This is a genomic window from Celeribacter marinus, assembly GCF_965656515.1.
Classification (GTDB): domain Bacteria; phylum Pseudomonadota; class Alphaproteobacteria; order Rhodobacterales; family Rhodobacteraceae; genus Celeribacter; species Celeribacter marinus_D.
In genome coordinates this window covers 2659-20400 of the sequence record NZ_CBFHKW010000046.1, presented here as the reverse complement: position 1 = coordinate 20400, position 17742 = coordinate 2659, and the positions used below count along the sequence as shown (strand labels likewise).

Genomic DNA, 17742 nt, shown 5'->3' with positions numbered 1-17742 from the left:
TGAAACCGTTTTTGGTCAAAGATTTGCGTACATTCGCCGTCAACAGGGCGTTCTCTGTCAGGCTCATATTCGGGGCCGCAGCATGTCCAAGCCGTTCCTCAGGAGCCGCTAAAATGCCAAGGCCACGGCGCGCGTTTGGCCCCATGCAGCCGATGTCCTGCCCCTCAAAAAAGACGCGACCAGTTGCAGTTTTTGCCTCACCGGACAACACCGATAAAAGCTCGTCCTGACCATTGCCCGCAACACCGCCGATGCCCAAAATCTCGCCAGAGCGCACCTGAAACGACACGTCTTTGAGGCGGGTGCCAAACGGATTCGCAGGCGCGAAATCAAGGGTGCGAACATCCAACAAAATCTCGCCGGTTTCGCCACCTTCGCGCGTTGGGGTGTGGAGCGTTTCGCCGACCATGAGTTCGGCCATTTCGCGTGCGGTCGTCGTCTTTGGGTCGCAATCGCCCACGACCTTGCCCAAGCGTAGGATTGTGGCCTCATCACACAGCGCGCGGATCTCCTCTAGCTTGTGAGAAATGTAGAGGATTGAGGTGCCTTCGGATTGAAGCTTGCGCAGGGTCGTGAATAGAATCTCGACTTCTTGCGGAGTCAAAACCGATGTTGGCTCGTCCATGATCAACAGTTTGGGATCTTGGAGCAGGCAGCGGATAATCTCAACGCGTTGCCGCTCCCCCGCGGAAAGATCACCAACAATACGGTCGGGATCAAGCGGAAGACCGTAGGCCTCTGACACATCACGAATTGAGCGCGCCAGTTCGCGCATTTTCGGAGGGTTCTCCATGCCCAATGCGACATTTTCAGCCACGTTGAGGGCTTCGAATAGAGAAAAGTGTTGAAAGACCATCGCGACGCCAGATGCGCGTGCGGCTTGTGGGCTGGTCGGACTGTACGCTGTGCCGTGCATCTGCATTGTGCCGCTGTCAGGTTTTTCTAACCCGTAGATCATTTTGACAAGCGTGGATTTTCCCGCACCGTTTTCACCGAGCAAAGCGTGGACTTGACCCGCGCCAATGGTGAACGACACGGAGTCATTGGCCACGACGCCCGGATAGGCTTTGGTTAGCCCGTTAATCTTGAGAAGGTCACTCACCCCGTGCGTTCCTCACCCGTGTTCAGGTCAATAGAATCTTTATGTTCCGTCGATGACATTAGGCGGGCGGCGACCCCGATCGCAATGGCTTGCGGATGTTTTCCGAGGTCGGGTTGCCCAATAGGGCAGCGAATGCGTGAAATTTGTGCAGGTGTGTGACCTAAATCGTTTAATCTAGCTCTAAAGCGTGCCCATTTCGTTTCCGACCCGATCAGGCCGAGTGTACCAAATCCGTGAGACAAAATGAGATGGCACAGCTCCAGATCAAGTGCGTGAGAGTAGGTGAGCACCAAATGCTCCGCGATTTCGGGAGCGTGGCGCACAAGAGATGCGGGGTTGGTGGCCATCAGCGGCGACACGCCCGTCGCGATATCTGTCGGGAACCGATCCGCACTGGTGTCTATCCAAGTGATGTCAAAGGTTGGCAGCGGCGCTAACGTGGTCACAATTGCACGACCGACATGTCCCGCCCCCCAAACCCAAAGCGGGCGCGCGGCGGGCTGCACCGGCTCAATCATCCATTCGTCGATTAAATGCGGCTGCAATGTGCCAGTCGCGCGCGCCTCAGCCAACAGTTTGGTTACGCGAAACGGCATCGGTGACGGGCCACGCGCGAATATATCCTCAGGGATATCGGCCACGGTTTCGAACACTTCGGTCAGTAGAACCACCGCGCCCCCGCAACATTGCCCCATCGCGGGGCCAAGTGGGATACGGGCCAGTCTTGGGGACGTGAACGCGGCTTTCATCGCTTCGAATTCGAGCGCCCCGCCGCCTATAGTTCCGGATTGCGCGAGGCCGTGTTCATCCTGCCAGACCAACATAGATGCCCCTACATCGCGCGGGGTCGAGCCTTTTACATCGGCGACAACGACCCGCGCGACACGACCATGACGCACAAGCGCCTGTGCAAGTGCTACGCGGTCAAAACTCATGCTCCATCACCCTTTGCGCGCGCAATCGCGGCGAGTAATGCCTCGGGTGTCGCGGGCGCGTCTAGGGCGGGATAGTGTGGGCCACAAGCGGCAGCTGCATTGGAAAGTGCGAGAAATACCGAAATCCCAAGCATAAACGGTGGTTCGCCTACGGCCTTTGAGCGGTAGATCGTGTTCTCGCGATTGGGTGCATCCCATAGCGCAACGTTAAATATATCGGGTGCATCAGACGCCGTGGGGATTTTGTAGGTGGATGGCGCGTGCGTTTTGAGGTGGCCGTGTGCGTCCCACACCAGTTCCTCGGTGGTGAGCCATCCGGCCCCTTGGACAAAGCCGCCTTCGACCTGACCAATATCGAGTGCGGGGTTCAAGGACGTGCCTGCATCGTGCAAAATATCCGTGCGCAGCATCCGGTTTTCACCCGTTAGCGTGTCGATCACGACCTCGGTCAACGCGATGCCGTGGGCGAAATACAAGAACGGTCGACCGTGACCCTTGATGCGGTCCCACTCGATTTTGGGGGTTTTGTAAAACCCCGTTGCCGAAAGGCTGATGCGATTTTGATAGGCGAGGGAAATGACCTCTGCGAAGGCCATATCATGCGCGCCAAACGTCACTCGTTCGTCGCGCCATTCAAATGTAGATTCACCGAAGTGATCGCTCAGGAAGGATTCCAATCGACTGCGCAGAGTGTCACAGGCGGCTTTGACGGCCATGCCATTGAGGTCCGACCCGCTTGAGGCGGCGGTGGCCGAGGTGTTGGGAACTTTGGCCGTGTCGGTCGCGGTGATTTTGACGCGGGCGGCGTCGACACCAAACACTGTTGCGGCCACTTGGGCGACCTTTTGGAACAATCCCTGTCCCATTTCGGTGCCGCCGTGGTTCATGCGAATGGAGCCGTCTTGGTAGATATGCACTAATGCGCCCGCTTGGTTGAGATGGGTTAGGGTAAACGAGATGCCGAATTTGACGGGGCTGATCCCGAGGCCCTTTTTGAGGGTCGGATGCTCTGCGTTCCATCGTTCAACAGCGGTACGGCGTTCTAGGTAATGTGCACCGTCGAGGAGCTGTGAGGTCATGGCGCCAAGGATGAAATCCTCGACCTCTTGGCCATAGGGCGTGGTTTGGATTGCGGATGCAGGTGCCTCTTCTGGTGCCATATCCGCGTAATAATTTCGGCGGCGAATTTCGGCAGGGTCGGTGCCCAGCGCATGAGCGATGTGGTCAATAACACGCTCGATGCCAATCACACCTTGGGGGCCGCCAAATCCGCGGTAGGCGGTGGCGCTTTGAGTGTTGGTGCGCAAACGGTGGCTTTCAATGCGCACATTGCGCAGGTGATAGGCATTGTCGGCATGTAGCATCGCGCGGTCGGCCACGGGCAGGCTGAGATCCTGCGCCCACCCGCAACGGGTCATGTGGACGAAGTCGAGCCCCGTAATCGCGCCGGTCTCATCAAAGCCACAGGTGTAGCGAATGCGAAACTCGTGACGTTTGCCAGTAATGATCATGTCGTCATCGCGGTCGTAACGCATTTTGCATGGACGCCCCAGACGGGCGGCGGCGACAGCACAGGCGATGGCGAGCGCGTTGCCTTGGCTTTCCTTGCCGCCAAACCCGCCGCCCATGCGCCGCGTCTCTACCCGCACCGCACTCATCGGCAGGTGCAGGGCATGGGCCACCTTGTGTTGGATTTCGGTGGGGTGTTGCGTCGAGGAATGCACCACCATGTCGCCGTTATCGTCGGGGAACACGAGGGCGGCTTGTCCCTCTAGGTAGAAATGCTCTTGTCCGCCGATTTCGAACTCACCCTCGATGCGATGGGGTGCTGCGGCGATGGCGGTCGCCGCATCGCCTTTGGTGTAGATGCGCGGGCCATCCTCGAAACGGGCATCGGCGGCGAGGGCCTCCTCGTAGGTCAGGATGGCGGGTTTAGGCGCATAGGTGATGTCGGCAAGACGCGCGGCCTTGCGGGCGATCAGATGCGATGTGGCCACGACCAGAAACACCGGCTGACCGACGTAGTGGACTGTCCCTGTTGCCAATAGTGGCTCGTCGCCTACGGAGGGCGAGCAATCGGGCATCTCGTCGAAGTCATTGGCGGACAGCACGGCCACGACCCCCGCAAGGGCGCGAACCTGATCAAGGTTGATCGCGGTGATGTCGGCGTGGGCCTCGGTAGAGAGGCCAAAGGCTAGATGCAGGGTGTTCGCGGGCGTGGGAATGTCATCGACATAGCGCGCGGCACCCGTGACGTGGAGACGGGCGGCATCATGCGGGAGGGATTTTCCAACGCTCATGGGCGCACCTCCAAGACGGATGCATGGGTGCCTGTGCGCTCCATTAGGTAGCGCACCAACATATTTTGAGCGGTTGTCAGACGGTAGTCGGCGGAGGCGCGCATGTCGGACAAGGGCTCAAAGTCCTCGACAAATGCGGGGCGTGCGGCGGCAATGGTGGCCGCGTCAAACGGCTTGCCAATTAGAGCGTTTTCAACTGCTGTGGCGCGTTTGGGGGTCGCGGCCATACCGCCAAACGCAATGCGCGCGGTGGTGATGATGTCGTCCTCAACGGTGAGGTTGAACGCCCCGCAGACCGCAGAAATATCTTGGTCAAACCGTTTGGACAATTTGTACACGCGCAGGTCGGTAAGGTCCGATTTTTGCACGGTGATATGTTCGACAAACTCTGAATCTTGGCGGTCCTGTTTGCCATAAGCGAGGAAATAATCCTCAAGCGCCAGTGTGCGGCGAGTGTCGCCACGGCGCAGGATCAGTGTCGCATTCGCCGCGATTAGGGGGGGCGGACTATCTCCGATGGGCGATCCGTTCGCGATATTGCCACCAAGGGTCGCAGCGGTGCGCACCTGAACTGATGAGAACCGGCGAAACATCTCTGAAAGCGAGGGGCAAAGGGGCGCAAGGGCGGGTGCCAAATCCGCGATGGGGGTCATCGCGCCAATGGTGATTTCAGTATCGGTTTCGGTAATCCCCACGAGGTCTTTGACGCCGCCGAGGAAAATCACATCGTCGAGGTCCATGAGACGCTTGGTGACCCATAGTCCGACATCTGTGGCCCCCGCGATCAGGGTTGCCTTGGGGTTGAGGACATAAAGTGCTGCGAGTTCGTCAGAGGTTTCGGGGCGATCTATCAGTGCAGGTACATCAAGAGGCGCGGGCGACAGGCGGGGGGCGGTTTGTGTTGCCGCCGCCTGTGCTGCTCGCAAGATCGGCGCATATCCTGTGCACCGACATAGGTTGCCAGCCAGTACATCGGCGTGGTTCGTCTCGCCCTTTACGTGGGCTGTGGCAAGGGACATCACGATCCCTGGCGTGCAAAAGCCGCATTGGCTTCCATGCTCTTGGATCATTGCCTCTTGGACGGGATGGAGCGTTTCGCCCTGAGACAAGCCCTCAACCGTGGTGACGGATTTACCGTGCAGCTGCGGCAGGAACAAAATGCAAGCATTGAGCGCGTGTGTGCCGCGCTCGTCGTGCACCATAACGGTGCACGCGCCACAATCGCCCTCGTTACAGCCCTCTTTGGTGCCTGTCAGTCCGCGCGTTTCACGCAGGTGATCAAGCAGGGTTTTGGTGTGAGTTGTCGGGGTTTGGACAATCTCGCCATTGAGGCGGAAGGTGATTTCCATCTGTCGGACCTGCCGCTTTCTTTTATAAAGGAGTCGCGCCCGATGCGGCGGAAAGCGCGGTCCATTTATTCTAGAAGACCATCCAAGGGGCGCCATTGGCAAGGGTTTGTGTGTCAATTGGCGCCATTTAATTACCCAAGTGGTCAAAGTTTGTTCTGCTTTGGGGGGTGGGTGGCGATCAGAGCCGCATCGCGAATGTGCCTTAATGTGACGATGGCGCATGTTTTTGGGTTGGCCCGTCCCATGCGCATGGGATAGCGTGCGCCCAATGAACAGCCCCAATTTCATCCACCTTCGGGTCCACACCGAATATTCCCTCCTCGAAGGCGCAATGCGTCTCAAAAAGCTGAGCGGGATAGTGGCCGATGCGGGGATGCCTGCGGTGGCGGTCACGGATACCAACAACCTGTTTTGTGCTTTGGAATTTTCCGAATATGCAAGCGGTGCAGGGGTGCAGCCGATCATCGGCTGTCAGGTTGATCTGGCCTATGACGTAGCGGCGACAGGCGAGCGTCCTCGCGGTCCTGCTCCCGTGGTTTTGCTCGCACAGACCGAGCAGGGCTATGAGCACCTCATGAAGCTCAATTCTTGTCTCTATGTGGATAAACACGACGGCATCCCGCAAGTGACCGTGGACGAGTTGGAGCGTTATTCGGCAGGTCTGATTTGTCTGACAGGTGGTGCGAACGGTCCCGTGGGCAAATTGATCCAAGCACAACAAGTGCCCAAGGCCCGTGCGTTATTGGAGCGGCTCAAGGCGATCTATCCCAATCGTTTGTATGTGGAGCTACAACGCCACCGTGGTGAGGACGGGCAGGCCACCGAAGCCGAGCGCACCACCGAGCGCCCGTTCGTGGAATGGGCGTATGATTTGGGGTTGCCGCTTGTTGCGACCAATGATGTTTATTTCCCCGATCCAGATATGTACGAGGCGCATGACGCGCTGATCTGTATTGCCGAGGGCGCCTATGTCGATCAATCAGAACCGCGCCGCCGGTTGACGCCACAGCATTATTTTAAAACGCCCGCCGAGATGGCCGCGCTGTTTGCCGATTTGCCCGAGGCATTGGAAAACACTGTCGAAATTGCCAAACGTTGTGCCTTCAAGGCCTATACGCGTGATCCGATCCTGCCGAAGTTCGCGGACGATGAGGTCGAGGAATTGCGCAAGCAGGCGTGGGAGGGATTGGACGCGCGTCTGGCCGTGATCGAACCTGCCGCCCCGCGCGAAGAGTACGACAAGCGGCTCGAGTTCGAGTTGGGCATCATCGAGCAGATGGGTTTTCCAGGCTACTTTTTGATCGTGGCCGACTTTATCAAGTGGGGCAAGGAACAGGGCATTCCTGTGGGACCAGGGCGCGGGTCCGGAGCGGGGTCGCTCGTGGCCTATGTGTTGACCGTTACCGATCTTGATCCGCTGCGCTATTCGTTGCTGTTCGAGCGGTTTTTGAACCCTGAACGCGTGTCGATGCCCGACTTCGATATCGACTTTTGTATGGATCGCCGCGAGGAGGTGATCCGTTATGTGCAGGAGAAATACGGGCGCGACCGCGTCGGTCAGATCATCACATTCGGCGCGCTGTTGTCCAAGGCGGCGGTACGCGACATCGGGCGGGTTTTGCAGATGCCATACGGTCAGGTGGACCGCCTGTCCAAGCTGATCCCCGTCGAAGGCGTCAAGCCCGTGTCGATCCACCAAGCGTTGCAAGACGAGCCGCGATTGCGCGAAGAGGCGCGTGCGGAGGAGGTCGTAGACCGCTTGCTGAAGCACGGCCAAAAGGTTGAGGGACTGTTGCGCAACGCGTCGACGCACGCGGCGGGTGTGGTGATCGGGGATCGTCCGATTGACGAGCTTGTCCCGCTGTATCAGGATCCGCGTTCCGATATGCCCGCGACCCAATTCAATATGAAATGGGTTGAACCTGCGGGCTTGGTTAAGTTCGACTTTTTGGGCCTGAAAACCCTCACCGTGATCCAGTCGGCGATGAACCTGATTTTCAAGGCTGGGCGAGATTTGCATGTCGCCGCCGATGGCGCGCAATTGTATACGCCGCCCGAAGGGGCCAAGAACCAGATCAACCTCATCCCACTTGATGATGATAAAACCTACAAGCTTTATTCGGATGCGAAAACGGTCGCGGTGTTTCAGGTGGAAAGCTCGGGCATGATGTCCGCGCTACGCCAGATGAAGCCGACCTGTATCGAGGACATCGTGGCGCTCGTGGCGCTTTACCGTCCGGGTCCGATGGAAAACATCCCGACCTATTGTGATGTGAAGCACGGGCGCAAGGAGTTGGAATCGGTTCATCCCACGATTGACCACATTCTCGAAGAGACCCAAGGCATCATCGTTTACCAAGAACAGGTGATGCAGATCGCACAGGTCATGGCGGGCTACTCGCTTGGCGGCGCTGATTTGTTGCGCCGTGCGATGGGTAAAAAGATTAAAGAGGCAATGGACGCCGAGCGCCCGAAATTCGAGGCCGGTGCGGCCAAGAACGGCGTGACGGCGAAAAAGGCCTCCGAAGTATTCGACCTGTTGGAAAAGTTCGCCAACTACGGCTTTAACAAATCCCACGCGGCGGCCTACGCGGTGGTGTCATACCAAACGGGGTGGCTCAAGGCGAACCACCCTGTCGAGTTCATGGCCGGTGTGATGAATTGCGATATTCACCTCACGGACAAACTGTCGGTCTATGCAGAAGAGGTGCGTCGCGGCCTTGATATCGAGATTATTCCGCCGTGTGTGAACAGGTCGCTGTCGACGTTCGATGTGGTCGATCAGAAACTTGTTTATGCGCTTGGGGCGCTCAAAAACGTTGGTGGCGAGGCGATGCAATTGATCGTCAATGCCCGAGACGAGGGCGGCAACGGGTTTGTGACCTTGTTTGATTTTGCGCGCCGCGTGGACCTCAAACGTGTGGGTAAACGCCCCCTTGAGATGCTTGCCCGCGCGGGGGCGTTTGATCTGTTGGACAGCAATCGCCGCCGTGTGTTCGAGAGCCTTGATGCGCTCGTGCAATACTCCGCAGCGATCCATGAGCAAAAGGCCTCCAATCAGGTGTCGTTGTTTGGTGATGCGGGTGATGATTTGCCCGAACCGCGCCTGTCGCCCTCGAATGATTGGGTCGCCTCCGAGCGGTTGATGGAAGAGCAAAAGGCGATCGGGTTCTTTTTGTCGGGTCATCCGCTTGATGATTATGCCTCCGCGCTTAAACGCAAAAAAATCGGTACCCTTGTGGGCGCTCAGGCCAAGGCCGAGGCCGAAGGCTCAGCTACCATGCAGGTCGGCGTCATGGTGTCGGGCTTTCGTGAGATGAAGTCGTCCAAGGGCAACCGCTATTTCCGCATGAATATCTCGGATAGCACGGGCCAGCTTGCGGGCATCGCGATGTTTGCGCGCAAAGACGATGAACTCAATGCCGCGCGCGCAGTGTTCGAGAGCACCGACAAGGTCGTTGTGACCTTGGAGGGACGGTTCAATGACGGGCAATTTGATCCTACGATACGCGCGGTTGCGCCCATGGATACGGTTGTGGCTGATGCCGGTGCTGCGGGTCTCAAGGTTTTTTGTGATAATACCGCAGCAATTTTGTCTGTAAGTGAATTGTTGACGCGTGTGACGCGAGAGGCAAAAGTTCCGCCTAAGGGCGTTTTGTCGTTTTGTTTGATGGCCCCTGATTTGCCTGGCGAAGTAGACATAGAAATTGACCAACCGTTTGTGATTTCACCCGAAGTAAAGGGTGCAATTAAGTCGATAGACGGTGTTGTAATGGTGGAAGATGATTGATGCGGATTTTAGCCGATGTTCTTGCTCTTACGGTTCTTACAGGGTGCCAGATGGAGTTGCCCGCGTTCAATGCGGTGCGCTCAACCCCTGATGAGCTGACCCTGGTCTCAATGATGTCGGACGCCACAGGGTCGCAGGTGTTGGTCGACGCACCGAGCGAGGTGAATTTAGCGCAAACACAAGATCTCTCCACAGCATTCGAGGATGCGGCAACGCCTGTTTCACCCCACAAAGGTCTGTTTGCGTTTTTGAAACCTGCGCCTGTGGCCTCGCCGCTTGACGGTACGGATATTGAAGTGATTGACGCGCAAGTGGCACAAGGTGCGCAGGACGCGGCGGTGGCGCGTGGAAGTGGCGGTATCTTCGCTTTTTTAAAGCCAAAACCACAGGATCAACAGTCCGCGACCACGGGGACAGAAGCTGACGACGCTACAGACAACGTAGAGCTCGCGGCGCTGGCCCTTGAACCGGTTGATACGGGAGGATCAGATGTCCGCCCCGAGACGGTTGGTGTGTCCCCCGACGTCGAACCTGCTCCCAAAAAGAACGGCTTGTTTGGCGGTTTGTTCGCGAATGCGCGCTCGACAGATTCGGGTGCGGCACTTGCCACTACGACACGTTCCACCGTGCAGCCGGGTGAGGTCGTGGCGTTTGGGACGGTCGGTGTCGCATGTGAGGCGAAACCTGCCGCACAAGCAAAACTTGTTGATAAATTCCCGCGCGAGGGTCGGGCAGTTTGGAAGCTGTATGATACAGACGCGTCCTCAACGCAGGCGCGCACCCAGTTCATCACGGGGTTTGACGACAATTGCCCGCGTCAGATCACGGCGTCCTTGGTTATGTTCGGGTCGGCCGCCTTACACGAGGTCCATCGTTACTCCAAGGCACGCAAAAAAGCCCCTTGGTCGGTTGCCGATAAAGAATACGAAGTGATCAAGTCTAAAACTTGCGGTGTCGGCAAGGGCGTGAACTGCCCCGCCCAAAACCTGCCAAAACTGGAAAGCCATGTGGCATTTGTCTCGGTCTACGAGACGTTTGGTGGCACTGGTGCTTGGTTGGAGCTATTGGTGTCAGACGGGAAGTTGATCTCTGACGAGGTGCGGTGATCCGCATGCCGTGTCGCCGCGCGGTCTCGGATTTGCGGCCGCTACCAATGTGGTGGGCGTTGATCAGCAAGCGCGATTGAGCCTTCGCCATCGGACTGGCGCGAGACTTCTGCCTCCATGAGCATGCCCAGACGACGATGAATTTTGTCGATGTCGTTTTCTTGACGAGCGATCACATCGGATAGCTCGTCAACGGTTCTGGTCAGATATGAAATTTGTTCTTCGAGTGAGGTTATGCGGTCGGTGTCTGACATCTCTTCGTTCTCCATTCGCCACTTTGCGGCTCATCCGCTTGCCCCAAGCGCCCCCTTGGGCTATGCCGCGAACGACAAAGCGTCAAGGAACCGACCCGATGGCCAAGCCCAACAAATCTCCCCGCCCCAAGGCAATTGCGCCAAAAGGCTTTCGTGATTATTTCGGCACCGAAGTGACCGAGCGCAAGGCTATGCTTGATCGCATTGCCGAAGTCTATCATCTTTACGGGTTCGAGGCGCTCGAAACATCCGCCGTTGAAACCGTTGAGGCGCTTGGCAAGTTCCTACCTGATGTGGATCGCCCCAATGAGGGTGTGTTCGCATGGCAAGAGGATGATGCCGATTGGGTTGCCCTGCGTTATGACATGACGGCGCCGCTTGCGCGTGTCGCCGCGCAATATCGTCAGGATTTACCAAGCCCGTATCGCCGCTTTGCAATGGGTCCGGTTTGGCGCAACGAAAAGCCTGGTCCGGGGCGGTTTCGGCAGTTTTACCAATGTGACGCCGATACCGTAGGAGCGCCGTCCGTGGCCGCCGATGCAGAAATTTGTGCGATGCTGTCCGACACGCTTGAGGCCGTGGGCATTGCGCGGGGAGACTACATTATTCGCGTCAATAACCGCAAAGTTCTCGACGGTGTGTTGGAGGCTGCGGGCCTGCACGACACGGACGAATTCGCCGCCGTGCGCGGCATTGTTTTGCGCACCATTGATAAGCACGACAAATTCGGTGACGCGGGTGTCACCGCGCTCTTGGGTGAGGGCCGTAAAGACGACAGCGGCGATTTCACGGATGGGGCAGGGCTGGGTGATTTGCAAATCAAAGCAATCCTTGGCTTTGTCAATGCGCACAACGCTGTGGACTCAAGGCTAGCTCAGCAGGCTTCCGCAATTAGGGACACTAATCCCAAGGCAGCTGATTTGCTTTACACCGCAAGGGACTATGCATCTCCAGTGTTCTCAGGCCAACACGCCCTTAGAGCGACCGCGGGCGCTGTTTGGAATGAGAACGTCCTAAATTACTTAAATGAAATCGTGGGCGAATCTTCAATTGGCTTTGAAGGGGTGCAGGAACTTCGAGCAATTCATGAATTGCTCAAAGCTCAAGGTTACTCGGCGGACCGCATTCGTATCGATCCTTCTGTCGTCCGCGGTCTTGGATACTACACCGGCCCTGTCTATGAGGCTGAGTTGACGTTCGAAGTCACCGATGAGAAAGGCCGTGTGCGCGAGTTTGGATCGGTCGCAGGCGGCGGGCGGTATGATGATCTGGTCAAGCGGTTCACCGGACAGGCCGTTCCCGCCACGGGCATGTCCATCGGCGTTGATCGTCTATTGGCCGCGTTGCGCGCAACGGGCCGCATCGGTAGTGAGGCCGAGGGGCCAGTGGTCGTGACTGTCATGGATAAGTCACGTATGGCGGATTACATGCAGATGGTGACGGAGTTGCGCCAAGCGGGTATTCGCGCCGAAGTGTACTTGGGCAATCCAAAGAACTTTGGCAATCAGTTGAAATACGCCGACAAACGCAATTCTCCCGTGGCCATCATTCAAGGCGGTGACGAACAGGAGCGCGATGTGGTGCAGATTAAAGACCTGATTTTGGGAACGAAGCTCGCGCAAAGTGCCTCGCTTGAGGAATGGAAAGATCGCCCCAACCAGTTTGAAGTGCCGCGTGGCGATTTGGTCGCGAAGGTTCGCGAGATTATCGAAAGTTATTCCTAATGGTCGATCAGGTTTCCGACAAAGCCCGTGCAAGGATGATGGCAGAAGGCCTATGCGATGCATTCGCCAGCGGTGGCGCGGCGCGGTTTGACACCGATATCTTGCTGCCCGCAGAGGTGCTTTTGGACCTGTACGGCGAAGATATCCGTGCGCGGGCCTATGTGACATCCGACCCTGAACACGGTGAGATGATGCTACGTCCCGATTTCACTGTTCCCGTTGCCCAAGCGCATATGGCTGGTGATGAGCGTCCCGCGAGCTATACGTATTTTGGTGAGGTGTTTCGCAAACAAGATGACCATCCTGAGCGCAGCAACGAGTACTTTCAGGTGGGGTATGAGGTGTTTGGCGAGGCCAACATTGCCGAGGCCGATGCAGATGTGTTCGGACGGTTTTCTGACCTATTGGCCGATTATGATCTCCGCGCCGCCACGGGTGATATTGGTATTCTCGTGGATGCGGTGCGTGGACTGAACACAACCGAGCGCCGCCGAGGTGCATTGCTTCGTCACATTTGGCGTCCGCGCAGGTTTCGCGCCTTGCTAACGCGGTTTTCCGATGCAGGTAGCGATTTGCGCGCTGCCAATTTGGCCCGTGTTCAGGCGAACCTCGCTGAAGAGGCGGCCCCCTTTATCGGAGTGCGCACGCAGACAGAAATCGACGCCCGCGTTCAGGCACTGGCAGAGGACGCAGCCGAGCCGCCTATTTCAGCGGCCGAAGTCGACTTGATCGACGATATTCTCTCACTCAAGGAAACCGTGCCAAATGTGCTGTCCGCGCTGCGTGATATCGCCGTTGATATGCCGTCGATCGCGCAGGCGGTGACGCGGCTTGATCGTCGCTCCGCGGCAATGGAAAAGCGTGGGGTTGATGTGGAGAACTTGATGTTCGAGGCCTCCTACGGGCGCACATCTATGGAATACTATGACGGGTTCGTGTTCGGGTTTTATGCCGAGGCGCGCCCCGATTTGCCGCCTGTGGCCACCGGTGGACGCTATGACGCGCTAACGGCGGTTTTGGGGCAGGGCACTGGCGTGCCTGCGGTCGGCGGCGTCATACGACCTGACTTGATGCTCGCCCTAAAGGGAGACGCGCAATGACCATTAAACTGGGTGTGCCCTCCAAAGGGCGATTGATGGACAAGACGTTTGAGTGGTTTGCAAGTCACGGGATTACGTTGCGCCAAACGGGTGCGGAGCGCGAATATTCGGGCGCTGTTGACGGCGTCGACGGTGTCGAGCTTGTCTTGCTCTCTGCGTCTGAAATTCCACGCGAACTTGCGGCTGGGCGTATTCATCTCGGGGTGACTGGCTCTGATCTGGTGCGTGACAAGCTCAGCCAATGGGACGCTAAAGTGGTCGAATTGGCGCGCATGGGGTTTGGTCATGCCGACCTTATTTTGGCCGTGCCAAAGGCGTGGGTCGATGTTGATACACTGGACGATCTTGACGCGGCTGCCGCTGCTTTTCGCGCGCGCCACGGGTATCGCCTACGGATCGCGACCAAGTATCACCACCTCGTGCGTGAGTATCTCAAGGCGCATGGCGTAGCGGATTACCAGCTCGTCGATAGTCAGGGAGCCACGGAAGGCACAGTGAAAAACCTGACGGCCGAAGCTGTTGCGGACATTACATCCACGGGCGAGACCCTTCGGGCCAACCACCTCAAAATCCTTGCGTGTGATCCTGTTCATAAATCACAAGCCACACTGTTCAAAAGTCGGACCGCGCATTGCACGGATGCCGACCGCGCGGCGATGTCTGTGCTCAAGAATATGTTGCAAGTCGGGGATTGATGCGGCTCTAAAGCAGACCGATATCGGCGAGGGTTTGCGCCAAGTCTGCGGGCAGTTCGGCCTCGCTTTCGCGCCCTTTGGGCAGATCGTTCGGAGCGTCCTCAGGCTTGAGGTAGCGCCAGCCTTGGAAGGGGCGGCGTTGTGCGCCTGTTGTGCGTACCAAATCGGCATCGAGCATGATGGCGCATCTGCGCACACCATCGCCGCCGCGATATTCCTCCAGAGAAACGATGCGTTGGCGCGCCTGTATAACGCCCTTGATCACCCAATAGAGCGAGCCACCATTGAGCAATGCGTCCTCTTGTTTGGGCCACATGCGTGTCACATGAGCGGTCGTGCGCCCACCGCGATGCTTGATATGTGCGGCTAAGTCCTCGACGCTATCGACGCCAACGCAAAGTTTTACCAGATTGACGTGATTTGCCACTATAGTCCCCTCAGGTTTCGTAAGGTAAGATATGACAATTGTGCCTGAGATCAAGTTGCCTTTGCACCACGGGCGCGCTACATCCCGCTCCCCATCCACACGTGACGCCAAAAGATCGGACCACTGCCAATGACCCGTTTCGCCGCCCCTATCGCTGAACAAATCTGGGATATGAAATACCGTTTCAAGGAGGCAGGCGGTGCGCCGCTTGATCTGAGTGTAGAGGATAGCTGGCGGCGCGTTGCGCGGGCCTTGGCTTCGGTCGAGGCGGATGCGACGATTTGGGAGGATAGGTTCTATCACGCTCTTGAGGATTTCAAATTCCTGCCCGCGGGGCGTATTTTGGCGGGCGCGGGCACCGAGCGTTCAGTGACCCTGTTCAACTGTTTCGTGATGGGCACCGTGCCCGACACGATGGGCGGTATTTTCGACATGCTCAAAGAGGCCGCTTTGACCATGCAGCAAGGCGGGGGGATCGGCTATGATTTCTCCACCATACGTCCCAAAGGCGCGGGTGTGTCGGGTGTCGCCGCAGACGCCTCTGGCCCATTGTCATTCATGGATGTCTGGGATTCGATGTGTCGCACGATCATGTCAGCGGGGTCGCGGCGCGGGGCGATGATGGCTACGATGCGGTGTGACCATCCCGACATCGAAGATTTCATATCCGCCAAACAAGACGCCGCACGCCTGCGTATGTTCAACCTGTCCGTTTTGATTACGGACCCGTTCATGGACGCTGTTAAGGCGAATGGGCCGTGGGAGCTGACCTTTGGCGGTAAGGTTTATCACACAGTTCAGGCTCGTGATCTGTGGAATAAGATCATGAAGGGGACGTATGACTACGCTGAACCCGGTGTGATTTTTATCGACCGTATCAACAAGATGAACAACCTCGCGTATTGCGAAACGATTGCGGCGACCAACCCGTGCGGTGAGCAGCCCTTGCCGCCCTATGGCGCTTGTTTGCTGGGCTCGATCAACCTTGCGCGACTGGTAGATCAACCGTTTGAGGATGAGGCGCACCTAGATATTGAAAAGCTGTCCGATCTGGTCGCCACGGCCGTGCGCATGATGGACAATGTGGTTGACGCCTCGCGTTTCCCTCTAGAGGCGCAGGCCCGCGAGGCGCAGGCAAAGCGCCGTATCGGTCTAGGTGTTACCGGTCTTGCCGATGCGTTGTTGATGGTGGGCCAGCGTTATGGGTCCGACGAGGCCGCCGCGACCTGTAAGGCATGGCTCAAGGCGATTGCGCGCGCGTCCTATCTGGCCTCGACCGAACTGGCCCGTGAAAAGGGCGCGTTCCCGCTATTTGATGCCGACAAATACCTCGCGTCCGGCTCACTCGAAGCGATGGACCAAGACGTGCGTGACGCCATTGCAACCCACGGCATTCGCAATGCGTTGCTGACCTCTATTGCTCCTACAGGCACCATTTCCCTGTACGCGGGCAATGTGTCGTCGGGCATCGAGCCGGTGTTCGCCTACGCCTATACCCGCAAGGTTTTGCAAAAGGACGGCACCCGCACCGAAGAGGAAGTGGTGGACTACGCCGTCAAGCTATACCGCGACAAATTCGGCGCCGATGCAGTCCTACCCGATCATTTCGTCAACGCCCAAACGCTTGCCCCGCTCGATCACGTTCGCATGCAGGCGGCAGCGCAAAAATGGGTCGATAGTTCGATCTCTAAAACCATCAATTGCCCCGTAGACATTAGCTTTGACGACTTCAAAGAGGTCTACATGGCGGCGTGGGACACAGGCTGTAAGGGCTGCACGACCTACCGCCCCAACGATGTGACGGGGTCCGTTTTGACAGTCTCTGAAGCCTCCGAGGATACGCCCGACACAGACGAGGGTGCGGATGTGGTCTATCTCTCCGAACCGCTTGATCGCCCACAGACCCTTGAAGGGGCGACGTATAAAGTCAAATGGCCCGACAGCGAGCATGCGATCTACATCACAATCAATGACACCGTGCACGGTGGCCATCGCCGCCCGTTCGAGATTTTCATCAACTCCAAGAACATGGAGCATTTTGCGTGGACCGTGGCGCTCACACGGATGATTTCCGCCGTGTTCCGCCGTGGTGGCGATGTGTCGTTTGTGGTCGAAGAACTCAAAGCGGTGTTCGATCCACGCGGCGGTGCATGGATGCAGGGAAAGTATATCCCCTCCATTTTGGCGGCGATCGGCGGCGTGATCGAGCGTCATCTGATCGAGACCGGCTTCATCGCGGGGGAGGGCATGGGGCTCAAAACCGACCCACAAGCGCAGGTGGTCTCCATGGGCGACAAACCACGCGGCAAAGCCTGCCCGTCGTGTGGTCAATACGATTTGCGAATGGTCGAAGGATGCATGACCTGCGGATCGTGCGGCCATTCGAAGTGCGGGTGAGAAACGCGTGAGTTGATGAATATCAGTATGAGGACGGGCAATTGAGAGCTATCCGGGCTCAAAAAACGGACTCTTGTTGGGTATAAAATGACCATGTCATAGTAAGTCATTGATTTTGTGTGATCTGAAGAATGCCGGCCCGAGGGGTCGGCATTCTTGCTTTCTGGGTGGGCGCCATGGTGCCCAGGTTGACCGGCGCGCTCAAATGTTCACATAGTGTTCTCATGGATCCGGATCCTCTTGCTGAAACCCTTGACAGCGACTTGCTGCCTAAAGCTGACCGCCTATGGATGGCGGAGCAGTTCAGAGAGGACACCCAATGCCCCGGATACCGTTCGCCGATATCAGGTTCCCTTCCGAGGACCTGACAACTGAAGTGGAAATCAACACTCGTCTGAAACGTTTCTTGCGGCTGTACAGAGAGAACATGGAGAATCTGTTGAATGTCACTGAGAACTGACCCGGTAGCCCCATAAATTGTCACTGAGAATTGACCCATGTGAACACATGGCCCTGACGTTTTTGTTCAGGGAGATTTGGAGTGATCGATATGGGATTTTTAA

Annotated in this window: 12 protein-coding genes; 6 read left to right on the top strand and 6 right to left on the bottom strand. The window is 57.3% G+C overall.

The features are described from left to right. The 4 genes from ACTG34_RS10420 to ACTG34_RS10405 all read right to left on the bottom strand — a co-directional run. Positions 1 to 1102, bottom strand: a 1102-nt coding sequence (locus tag ACTG34_RS10420) for an ABC transporter ATP-binding protein (protein ID WP_439104863.1), incomplete at its 3' end; no start/stop codon positions are given. Further along, on the bottom strand, positions 1099 to 2037 hold the full coding sequence (xdhC, locus tag ACTG34_RS10415) for a xanthine dehydrogenase accessory protein XdhC (RefSeq protein WP_439104862.1): 939 nt from the start codon (positions 2035 to 2037) through the stop codon (positions 1099 to 1101). The genes ACTG34_RS10420 and xdhC, both read right to left, overlap by 4 nt. Continuing rightward, positions 2034 to 4337, bottom strand: coding sequence for a xanthine dehydrogenase molybdopterin binding subunit (gene xdhB, locus ACTG34_RS10410; protein WP_439104861.1), 2304 nt, complete (start codon positions 4335 to 4337; stop codon positions 2034 to 2036). Before xdhB ends, xdhC begins: the two co-directional genes overlap by 4 nt. Beyond that, entirely contained in the window at positions 4334 to 5686 is a 1353-nt protein-coding gene (locus tag ACTG34_RS10405; protein WP_439104860.1) for a xanthine dehydrogenase small subunit, read from the bottom strand. The genes xdhB and ACTG34_RS10405 overlap by 4 nt, the downstream gene beginning before the upstream one ends. A gap of 268 nt (positions 5687 to 5954) precedes the next feature. On the opposite strand from ACTG34_RS10405, the gene dnaE reads away from it, so the two are divergent. Together dnaE and ACTG34_RS10395 are read left to right on the top strand one after the other, a co-directional pair. After that, positions 5955 to 9476: a DNA polymerase III subunit alpha gene (gene dnaE, locus ACTG34_RS10400; protein ID WP_439104859.1), complete on the top strand. Its 3522-nt coding sequence runs from the start codon at positions 5955 to 5957 to the stop codon at positions 9474 to 9476. Beyond that, on the top strand, positions 9476 to 10582 hold the full coding sequence (locus tag ACTG34_RS10395; protein ID WP_439104857.1) for a hypothetical protein: 1107 nt from the start codon (positions 9476 to 9478) through the stop codon (positions 10580 to 10582). Before dnaE ends, ACTG34_RS10395 begins: the two co-directional genes overlap by 1 nt. A 41-nt stretch (positions 10583 to 10623) precedes the next feature. On the opposite strand, the gene ACTG34_RS10390 is transcribed toward ACTG34_RS10395, so the two are convergent. Next, positions 10624 to 10836: a SlyX family protein gene (locus tag ACTG34_RS10390; RefSeq protein WP_439104856.1), complete on the bottom strand. Its 213-nt coding sequence runs from the start codon at positions 10834 to 10836 to the stop codon at positions 10624 to 10626. Positions 10837 to 10934: 98 nt separating this feature from the next. On the opposite strand from ACTG34_RS10390, the gene hisS reads away from it, so the two are divergent. The 3 genes from hisS to hisG are packed head-to-tail and all read left to right on the top strand — an operon-like array spanning position 10935 to position 14355. Further along, positions 10935 to 12560 (top strand): histidine--tRNA ligase, encoded by a 1626-nt coding sequence (gene hisS, locus ACTG34_RS10385; protein WP_439104855.1) that lies wholly within the window; start codon positions 10935 to 10937, stop codon positions 12558 to 12560. Continuing rightward, positions 12560 to 13660: an ATP phosphoribosyltransferase regulatory subunit gene (locus ACTG34_RS10380; protein WP_439104854.1), complete on the top strand. Its 1101-nt coding sequence runs from the start codon at positions 12560 to 12562 to the stop codon at positions 13658 to 13660. The genes hisS and ACTG34_RS10380 overlap by 1 nt, the downstream gene beginning before the upstream one ends. Then, positions 13657 to 14355 carry an ATP phosphoribosyltransferase gene (gene hisG, locus ACTG34_RS10375; RefSeq protein WP_439104853.1) on the top strand — a complete coding sequence of 233 codons (699 nt, stop codon included), beginning with the start codon at positions 13657 to 13659 and terminating at the stop codon, positions 14353 to 14355. The genes ACTG34_RS10380 and hisG overlap by 4 nt, the downstream gene beginning before the upstream one ends. A 7-nt stretch (positions 14356 to 14362) precedes the next feature. Here hisG and ACTG34_RS10370 read toward each other — a convergent pair whose 3' ends face one another. Next, the gene (locus ACTG34_RS10370) at positions 14363 to 14782 is read right to left on the bottom strand and encodes a DUF1489 family protein (protein WP_439104852.1); all 420 of its coding nucleotides are present in this window, start codon (positions 14780 to 14782) and stop codon (positions 14363 to 14365) included. A gap of 129 nt (positions 14783 to 14911) precedes the next feature. Between ACTG34_RS10370 and ACTG34_RS10365 the strand changes: the two genes are divergently transcribed. After that, entirely contained in the window at positions 14912 to 17179 is a 2268-nt protein-coding gene (locus ACTG34_RS10365) for an adenosylcobalamin-dependent ribonucleoside-diphosphate reductase (protein ID WP_439104851.1), read from the top strand. The last annotated feature ends 563 nt before the right edge of the window (positions 17180 to 17742 follow it).

Coding starts and splice junctions, on each gene's coding strand:
- xdhC (WP_439104862.1), bottom strand. CDS start 2,037: ATGAGTTTTGACCGCGTAGCACTTGCACAGGCGCTTGTGCGTCATGGT.
- hisG (WP_439104853.1), top strand. CDS start 13,657: ATGACCATTAAACTGGGTGTGCCCTCCAAAGGGCGATTGATGGACAAG.
- ACTG34_RS10390 (WP_439104856.1), bottom strand. CDS start 10,836: ATGTCAGACACCGACCGCATAACCTCACTCGAAGAACAAATTTCATAT.
- ACTG34_RS10405 (WP_439104860.1), bottom strand. CDS start 5,686: ATGGAAATCACCTTCCGCCTCAATGGCGAGATTGTCCAAACCCCGACA.
- xdhB (WP_439104861.1), bottom strand. CDS start 4,337: ATGAGCGTTGGAAAATCCCTCCCGCATGATGCCGCCCGTCTCCACGTC.
- ACTG34_RS10380 (WP_439104854.1), top strand. CDS start 12,560: ATGGTCGATCAGGTTTCCGACAAAGCCCGTGCAAGGATGATGGCAGAA.
- ACTG34_RS10365 (WP_439104851.1), top strand. CDS start 14,912: ATGACCCGTTTCGCCGCCCCTATCGCTGAACAAATCTGGGATATGAAA.
- hisS (WP_439104855.1), top strand. CDS start 10,935: ATGGCCAAGCCCAACAAATCTCCCCGCCCCAAGGCAATTGCGCCAAAA.
- dnaE (WP_439104859.1), top strand. CDS start 5,955: ATGAACAGCCCCAATTTCATCCACCTTCGGGTCCACACCGAATATTCC.
- ACTG34_RS10395 (WP_439104857.1), top strand. CDS start 9,476: ATGCGGATTTTAGCCGATGTTCTTGCTCTTACGGTTCTTACAGGGTGC.